At 59.3% G+C, this 8,455-nt stretch carries 7 protein-coding genes; 3 read left to right on the top strand and 4 right to left on the bottom strand.

All coding sequences use genetic code 11. The features are described 5' to 3' along the window. On the top strand, positions 1-289 hold a 289-nt coding region (locus K0S66_RS15770; protein ID WP_301076431.1), incomplete at its 5' end, for an integrase core domain-containing protein. Between the two features lie 160 nt (positions 290-449). Here the strand turns inward: K0S66_RS15770 and K0S66_RS15765 are convergent. Genes K0S66_RS15765 through K0S66_RS15750 form a run of 4 tightly spaced genes read right to left on the bottom strand, consistent with a single transcriptional unit; the run spans position 450 to position 6,046 of the window. Continuing rightward, positions 450-1,637 (bottom strand): hypothetical protein, encoded by a 1,188-nt coding sequence (locus K0S66_RS15765; protein WP_301076430.1) that lies wholly within the window; start codon positions 1,635-1,637, stop codon positions 450-452. A gap of 47 nt (positions 1,638-1,684) precedes the next feature. Further along, positions 1,685-3,889 (bottom strand): polysaccharide biosynthesis tyrosine autokinase, encoded by a 2,205-nt coding sequence (locus K0S66_RS15760; RefSeq protein ID WP_301076429.1) that lies wholly within the window; start codon positions 3,887-3,889, stop codon positions 1,685-1,687. Positions 3,890-3,901: 12 nt separating this feature from the next. Next, positions 3,902-4,615 (bottom strand): polysaccharide biosynthesis/export family protein, encoded by a 714-nt coding sequence (locus tag K0S66_RS15755; protein WP_301076428.1) that lies wholly within the window; start codon positions 4,613-4,615, stop codon positions 3,902-3,904. A gap of 51 nt (positions 4,616-4,666) precedes the next feature. Next, on the bottom strand, positions 4,667-6,046 hold the full coding sequence (locus K0S66_RS15750) for an O-antigen ligase family protein (protein WP_301076427.1): 1,380 nt from the start codon (positions 6,044-6,046) through the stop codon (positions 4,667-4,669). 202 nt (positions 6,047-6,248) lie between these two features. Between K0S66_RS15750 and K0S66_RS15745 the strand changes: the two genes are divergently transcribed. Together K0S66_RS15745 and K0S66_RS15740 are read left to right on the top strand one after the other, a co-directional pair. Then, on the top strand, positions 6,249-7,520 hold the full coding sequence (locus tag K0S66_RS15745) for a sugar transferase (protein WP_301076426.1): 1,272 nt from the start codon (positions 6,249-6,251) through the stop codon (positions 7,518-7,520). Between the two features lie 54 nt (positions 7,521-7,574). Beyond that, complete coding sequence (locus tag K0S66_RS15740) at positions 7,575-8,441, top strand: hypothetical protein (protein ID WP_301076425.1); 867 nt, start codon at positions 7,575-7,577, stop codon at positions 8,439-8,441. Positions 8,442-8,455 lie beyond the last annotated feature (14 nt).

The raw sequence follows: 8,455 nt of genomic DNA, 5'->3' as shown, positions 1-8,455 counted from the left end.
TGGGCCGGAGTTTATTTCGAAGGCGCTCGACCGTTGGGCGTACGAGAACGGCGTGACGCTGGACTTCAGTCGACCGGGCAAGCCGACCGACAATGCGTTCGTCGAATCGTTCAACGGCCGCCTTCGCGACGAGTGCCTGAATGCACACTGGTTCCTGTCGCTGGCGGATGCCCGGACCAAGATCGAGGCCTGGCGACGGGACTATAACGAGAGCCGTCCTCACACATCGCTTGGCTGGATGACGCCGGTCGAATATGCTGCTGCCGCGGCCAAGATCGCGGCCGAATGAACGCCGGAAACTCACCTTCAGCCCGGATGAGAAATCGGGGGACCGTCAAAACAACCCCTGGTCTCTGGTCCCGGCTGCATGAAAACCGGGGGTCACCTCAGGGCAAGTACAAGCGCAACACGGCGCAAACGCGCACGACTGGTCGCAGGCTAAGGCTCGCTCATCGTGCTGGAACCAGCTGAACATGGCGAAGCTCTCCGGCCAGGCCAAGCATCGTTCCAGACGGCCGCGCAATCAGTGTCAGCGCTTGTACTGGACAGTCGGGTGGAATGCGGAAGGTGCCGCCGAACGCACCGGCGCCCTGACTTGAATTCGGCACGTCCACTCGACCAAATTCACGTCCGTCCGCTTGGCAAGTGAGTGTCCAGTAAGGCACTGAGGAGGCTGTTTGCTCGATCCCGCGACTGTAGCCTGACAGCCTGTAGTCCCCTGGCGGCAGAAGCTGCATCTGCCGCAAAATGGGGCCTCCGACGCTAGGCGGAGCGGCGAATTCGAGAAAACCGCCGTTATCTCCGCGTTGGATTGAGCTGGTTACGTTGCCGTCATTGAACAAGGTCCAGTCGAGCAAAGTCGGCGTTTCCAACATGGTGGAAAAGCGGGGATCTCGCGATTGGCGGCGGACGCTCCCGGGCCGAACCATCGCATAATACCGCCAAGCCTCGTCAGCGAAACCGGCCGCAATCAGACCGTTGATCACGCTGGCACTCGCATCGACAGGCAAGGTAATTGAGCGCCGACGGAGCCCGGTCAGCAATGCGGCGGCTGAACGGGGATCGGCGCCATTCACCGCCACATAACTCATGAACGCACCGCCCCAAGCTGGCGCATTGGAGAGTGTCTTCACCACTTCCCCCCGAACATCTGGGTCCGCTATTGCCGCGGCCAAGATCGGGAACAACAGATCCGGTGCGTTACGCGAGGTTCTAAGCGCAATGTCGTAGTGCTTCAGGATCCCTGGAATGTCGCCGCGGGCGACCGCATCCTCAATCGCCCAGATCTGCACCTGCAGTTCGCGCCTTGATAGTCGCTGCGCATAGCCGAACAGACGACGCGCACTCTCGACCTTCCCGTCGATCTGGTGGCTCAGCCCCAATACGCTGGCGGCGGTGACAGACGTTGGATCCTGCCGCAACGCACGCAGCGCTAAAGCCTTAGCGCGCTGACGATCAGCCGGCGTGAGCTCGGGATCACTGATAATCTCGTTACCATATTGGGCCGTGATCCTGCCGTCCCTTGGGGAAAGCGCATGCGCACGCACTGGATCCTGGTTACGCAGGACATAACCTAGCGACTGCGTCACACTAACGTAGCCGCCAATCAGCGCTGCCCCGGCAAGAGCGACGCGCAAGCTCCACTCCAACCGGGAGCGATGAGACCACATCGCCCGCCCCGCCATCAGCCGCGTGCTGCCTTCTCGCTATCCCGGCCATAGCCATAGCCATATTCATAGCCGTAGCCATAATGTGCCCGCTTCGTCTCAAACTTCGTGAGGACCGCGCCGAGCACGCGCGCATTAGCGCTGATGAGACGACCCAGCGCGGTCTTAACCATGCTGGAACGGATCCCGTGCGATTCAACAGCATAGATCACGCCCTCGACCTTGCTGGCAATTAACGGTGCATCCGCCAGACCCATAACCGGTGGAGAATCGATTACGATGTGGTCGTAATCCTCAAGTAGACGATCGATCAGTACCGATAGCCGATCGCCAGTCAGCAATTCGGCAGCATTGGGCGGTATTGGCCCAGCCGACATTGCAGTAAAGCCCAAGTCATCCATCTTGAAGATCAGAGAGCCAATGTCGTCATCGCCCGTCAAAAAGTTACTTAACCCGCGATCATGATCAACCCCGCCCAAGTGATGCACAGACGGCGAACGCATGTCGCCATCGACCAAGATCACCTTGCGATTTCCACGAGCGAGGGTTGCCGCAAGCGCAAGCGCGGTGGTTGATTTACCTTCAGCTGGCCGCGTCGAAGTAACTGCAAATGACCGCGGAACACCGTGCGACGTAGTGAAAGCAAGGTTCGTCTGTATAGCGAGATAAGCGTCAACAAGGGCGGATTTTCGATCGAGCAGCGCCTCCTTTGGCGTAACATCGTCAACTTTAGGAACTGGACCGAGCAGCGGCAACCCTAGGCGGCGCTCAACCTCTGTCGGATCGGCAATGGCTTCATCGATCTGTTCGAGTCCAAAAGCTAGCACAGCACCCAGTAATACACCGGCGAGCAGCGATACAGCGAGGTTTAGAAGTAGACGGGGACTTGACGGGTCCTGCGGGATATCAGCTGGATCAACAATGGAGATGTTATTGACCCCGACACCGCCCGCAACACCGATTTCCTTGAAGCGCTGCAACAGGCCGTCATAGAGGGATCTATTGGTATCGACCTCCTGCTGATAGATGTTGTACTGAATACTGCGGCGGCGAAGATCCAAGTAATTGGCTTTGAGCTGCTCCACCTTTGCCTGCAGGGCGTTTTCGCGCTGCTGAGCCTCGCGGAAATCAGCCTCAAGCGAGCCTGACACACGTCCTTCCTCGCGAGCAATTGAACGATCGAGTTGGTTAATCTGGGACTGGATCGCCTTGGCGGCAGGATAGCCTGGTTCGAACTGCACCATCATGCGCTGGTATTCAGCGGCCAACTCGGCGCGCTTCTGGCGCAAGCTATTGATTGCCTGATTGCGCAATGCCTCCGTCGAAGCGCCACCCCGACCAGCCTGATTGTAGCGAGCCTCCATCTGGATGCGATCAGCTGTAGCCTGCCCGAGCGCACCATTTAGCGCGGCCAGATCGTCTGCGACGATCGAACGCTCGGTCGCACCGCGGCCATCACCGCCTTGCGCGGGTAGATTGATGATCTGCTGCGCTGATGCATAGGCAACTAGCTGCCGCTGCGACATATCTAGCCGCTCCTTCAGCTGCGCCAGCTGCTGCTGCAACAGGTTGCGCCCGTAAGATGTTGCCTGGATCTTGCGCTCCAGATTCGTCTGGATGAAGCTTTCCGCCCAGACATTCGCTACGCGCGATGACAAAGCCGGATCGGGGCTCGTGAACGAGATGTCCACTAGGCGTGACAGACGGGTCGGGGTCAAAGAGAAATTCTTCAGCAGCAGTTCCCCGGCCACGCGCTGGCGCACATTGCGGCCAGAAGCGGGGTAGCGGCCGTTGACGAGCTGAAATCCGGGATGATCGCTAGTATAGCCGAACATCTCGTAGAACTTCGGATCATCGATCAGCCGCAGCCGGGTGGCGACGCGCTCGGCAAGCGAACGGGACTTCAGCAAGCCGTATTGCGTCTGGTAGAATTCCTGGTCAGCAACGCTGGCCTCGCGCTCGACGCCTTGAAAATCGGTGACCTTGCTCGACTCTCGCGAGATCTCAATCGTTGCGGTCGCGGTATATTTCGGCGTCATCAGCAGCGTCGTGACCAGCCCGAGCAGGACGCATCCCACAATTGCGCCAATGATGACATAACGCCAACGGACCGCAATCCGCATGTATTGCCGGATCGCCGGCATCCGGCCCTGCTCGGTGGCGGGCACCGAAAGAACGGGTGCTGCCGCACGATCGTGCAGGGTGGACGCAATCTCGTTCATACAGATCGAACTCTAGTTCAGGATGGCAACGAGCGGTGCAGCCAGAAGCGGCGCCAGCGAAACGAAATCGCGGAACATACGGCGCTGCGGCGAATTGCCCACGACGATCACATCATTGGCATAGATGGGCGGATCGTCATACGCGCCGCGGCGGATTGCCGACATGTTGTATAATCCCGCCATTTTTCGTCCGTTCACCGTGCGCAGGATGACCACGTCGTCCTCGCGGGCGAATTCCGCCAGCCCCTTTGCAGAGGCAATGGCACGCATCAATGTCATCTGATTGGTGACAGGGTAGAGACCTGGCTCGACTACCTGTCCATCAATCGTCACCACTTGGCTGACCGAATTCTTGATGTTGATCGTCACTTCGGGATTACGCACGTAGCGCCCTCGCAGCGAAGCCTCAATCGCCGAGGCCAGCTCAGCGGAAGTCTTGCCTCGTGCATCGATCGTGCCGACAAGCGGCATGGAGATCCGTCCGCTGGCATCCACCTGTACTTCGCGGCTGAGATCGGGCACGTTGAACACATCGACTTGAACCGTATCAAGCGGCCCAATCAGTGAAGGCCGATCATCCGCAGTAAGATCGCCCCTTCCGGGAGCTGGCAACGTCGCGCTGTCCTTCAGGACCGTCAGGCGTTCCGTGGATTCCAGCGCTTGCCGGCCGGCACACCCCGCAAGTGCGGTAGTTGCCATCAACAAGGCAACGCAAAGATAACGCATCTACCTGAAATTTCCACGTCTATGGGGAAGGTTGTGCATGGCCTATAGGTCTTACCTCCGCACGGGTAAAGCTGATGGAGAAGGGCGGGTTACCCCACCAAGCCACAGGGCCGCCAGAATGATCGAAGCCATAATAAGGGGGGTCCGGGCGGGATAGTCCACCGTACTTGCGATCAGCACCTGCAACAGCAGCACCGATCCCAACTGCGCCAATGCCTGCGCATGGCGCCACGCACGGACGCCGGCCCACAGCCACCATCCAATCGCGGCAATCATCAGCAACAGCCCTGGAATGCCGGCGTCCAGCACGATCTCCAAGAAATCGTTATGGGCGTGGTTGAAATAGGTAAGCTTCAGCAATCCAAACGGTTCGTGCATCCGAAAAATCGGATCGAAACTGCCAAGGCCAGTGCCAAAGGGAAAATAAGTCTGCACCATGTCGAGCACGGTAGGCAGGCCTCGCTGACGCATGTCCTGCCCCGAGTCGAGGCTCAACGCGCGGCTGATCGAAACGGCACGATCGGCGGCAACGCTGATAGCCACCAGCACGGCGAACGATACGACAAATCCACCGATCACCGTCGGCAAGATCCAACGCGGATAGCGGCCGAGTTCGCGGCGCAGCGGACCCCACGTGATCGCCACACCAGCCCCCAACCCCAGTGCGCCGACGATCATACCGGCACGCGATCCGCTTGCCAGGATGGTCAACGCGAACAGCGGTAGCAGCCCGAGCGCGACCGGGCCACGCCAATGCGGCCGACGACCGCCGAGAAAGGCCCACACGGGCGCCAGCACGCACCCGAATGCCGCAAACAAAGCGAAATGATTCCGATTAGCGAACGTCCCGCTGACCTGACCCAAGGTGTCGTTGACCAGCGGATTGGGGAACCCTCCGCCAGAGAATTGCAGTAGCCCCAAAAAGGTGGACGCAGCAATTAGCGCGAGCAAAATGCCAGGCAACATCGCCCTTTCGCCTCCTCGGCTACCAGTCACCAGCAGCAGAACTGCCAGCGGCACAACCAACGAGAACAGCGCATTGCGCGTAGCACCGGGAACAATCGCCCAGGGGCGCCACGGCTGCGGCTGACCGCTGAGTGCTGCCGCATCGGCAAAGACGCTACGGCCGGGCAGCGCTTGCCACGCGGCCGGGGGCAATGGCACGAGCTGCACCGCTACCAGCGCAATTGCAACACCGAGCAACCAGGCAACTGGTCTGGCGTCGCGTAGCATCGGCCGTTCGGCAAACAGCGCGCCTGCAGCTAGCACCGCCCAGGCGACAGTGCGCACCACGACCTGCCCATAAGTGTCCGCGCGGGAGGCGCCGCCTGCAATCCATACCGCGGCGAGCAATGTCAACAGCAGCAGAAACGAGAAGGATGGCCGCGATGTTGGCAGCGGTAGGGAGCGCACGGTCATATCCAGGGTCATCTATGACAATCGGGAGCGAAACGGAACCGCTGCTCGTTGCGTACAATACGGCTCGCGAAACGACCAATAGGTCTCCTGACGCGACCCGCTACTATTTACGACCAAGAGGTTCGACCGTATAGCGCGCAACGAATTTGGCCGGCTTGCCCTGCTTCCGGCTCAGTTTTCAGTACGCGGTTTTGTGGATCTTACGCTCTCTATCATGCAAGAAAAAACCGTCGTCAAACGCTCGTGGCTCGACTTGAAGAGTATGCAGATCGCTGTAGCGGTTCTTGCCCTTATCATTCAATATTTCGTTGTTCTGCTTATTGCTTCGGAGGCGGCACGCAGCATACAACTCATCTTTAACACCTTCTTGGGATGCATCATCGCGACCCTTGTTGGCGTGTTTTTCGTTCGTGGCATTAGCCAGTACCCCGGCGTTGAAGCTAGCGCTTACATCGTACCTAGCTTTATCGTTGCCTACGCAGCTCTCCTGGCAGCCTTTATCTTGGGTCGACTCGAATACAGCCGCATACTTCTTACCACTAGCTTCATAAGCAATATAGTTCTTTTCTTTACAATCTTTTCTATTGCTGGACGCCGCAGGCGTTTGAGGATCGGCATCGTACCCGAAGGAAGCTATATTCCGTCGCTTCAGATCGATGGGATTGAGTGGTTTATGATGCGGGATTCTTCCGAAGATGTCTCACATCTTGATGCCATAGCGGTCGATCTTCGAGCAGACATATCCGACGACTGGGATCGCCGGCTCGCCGATTTCGCACTCAGCAACGTTCCGGTTTATCATTCCAAGCACTTACTTGAATCACTAACAGGCAAGGTTGAGCTGGAACATCTTTCAGAGAACAACTTCGGCACGCTGTCGCCGCTGCGTTCGTACATGAGCGTCAAGCATGTCGTGGACGTGCTCGCCGCGCTGGTCGCGCTGATCGTGCTGCTGCCGCTGCTCGCCGCGATCGCGCTCATCATCCGGCTGGATTCGCCTGGCCCGGTGCTGTTCCGTCAGGTGCGGATCGGCTATCAGGGGCGGCCGTTCCGGGTGTTCAAGTTCCGCACGATGACCGCCGCGCCGGTCACCGCCCCCAACGCGCTAGACGCGGCCAAGACCAAGGACGGCGACAAGCGCGTGACGCGGCCCGGCGGGTTCCTGCGCCAGAGCCGGCTGGACGAGCTGCCGCAGCTTCTCAACGTCATCAAAGGCGAGATGAGCTGGATCGGCCCCCGGCCCGAGGCGGAAGTGCTGTCGCGCTGGTATGCGGAGGAAATCCCCTTCTATCCGTACCGCCACATCGTCCGCCCGGGCATCACCGGCTGGGCGCAGGTCAACCAAGGCCATGTCGCCGAGGTGGAAGAGGTGAAGAGCAAGCTTCACTACGACTTCTACTATATCAAGCATTTCTCCCCCTGGATCGACCTGTTGATCGTCGCCCGCACGATCCGCACAATGCTGACCGGGTTCGGCGCCAAGTGATTTTAGCGCCAGACAGTTTGATGCAGGCGAATTGACGACATCACGAGGAAAGATATGAACCAGATCAACATCATCGGTTCCGATCGCGGGCAGGTTGAAATCGGCAGGAACTGTTCGATCGGCGACGGCGTGAAGATCATTTTCGTCGGACAGGGCATCGTTCGGATCGCCGACTATGTGACGATCGGCGACAATGTGAAGATGGTCATCGAGGGCGGCGAGGTGTCGATCGGGGACTGGTCGACGCTGCACAACGACACGACCGTCTTCTGCAAGGCCGGCGTGACGATCGGCGCGCATTGCTGGTTCGGCCAGAATGTCGTGATCGACGGCACCGGCGGCCTTACCCTGGAAAAAGGCGTCCGGGTGGGGATGTTCTCCCAGCTCTGGACGCATGTCGCGGCCGGCGAGCAGATCGAGGGCTGCACGCTCTATGCCGAAACGCCGACCCATATCGAAGCCGATGTCTGGCTCGTCGGCACCTGCACCGTTGGTTCTGGCGTCCGCATCGGCAGCCGCTCCGTCGCGCTCGCCGGCTCCAATGTGGTCAAGAATTGTCCGCCCAATTCGGTTCTTGCCGGCGCGCCGGCGAAGATCAAGGAAGGCATCAACTTCTATCGCGACATTTCCCTGATGCAAAAGTTCGAAATGCTGAAGGGCTGGCTGCTCGAGGCACCGTTCGCGGCAAGCGCCGACATCGTCTCCGACGACGATGCCGGGATTATCACGGTCTCGATGGGGGATGCCGGCGCCATCCGCTTCTATCGCGATGCCGCATCGTTCGATGAACAGCGCGGCAGGTTCGGCACGGATTCCGCGTGCTGCATCGAGAACAAATTGTACACCAAGACATTCGTTGCGGCCGAACAGAAGGTGCTCAAACACCTTTCGGGCAACAAAGCCCGGTTCACCGCGGCCTGACGGCATCCCTATCA

It is taken from the genome of Sphingomonas sp., assembly GCF_029239295.1.
Lineage (GTDB): Bacteria > Pseudomonadota > Alphaproteobacteria > Sphingomonadales > Sphingomonadaceae > Sphingomonas.
The sequence above is the reverse complement of the archived record's forward strand: the minus strand, read 5'-3'. Positions and strand labels throughout refer to the sequence as shown.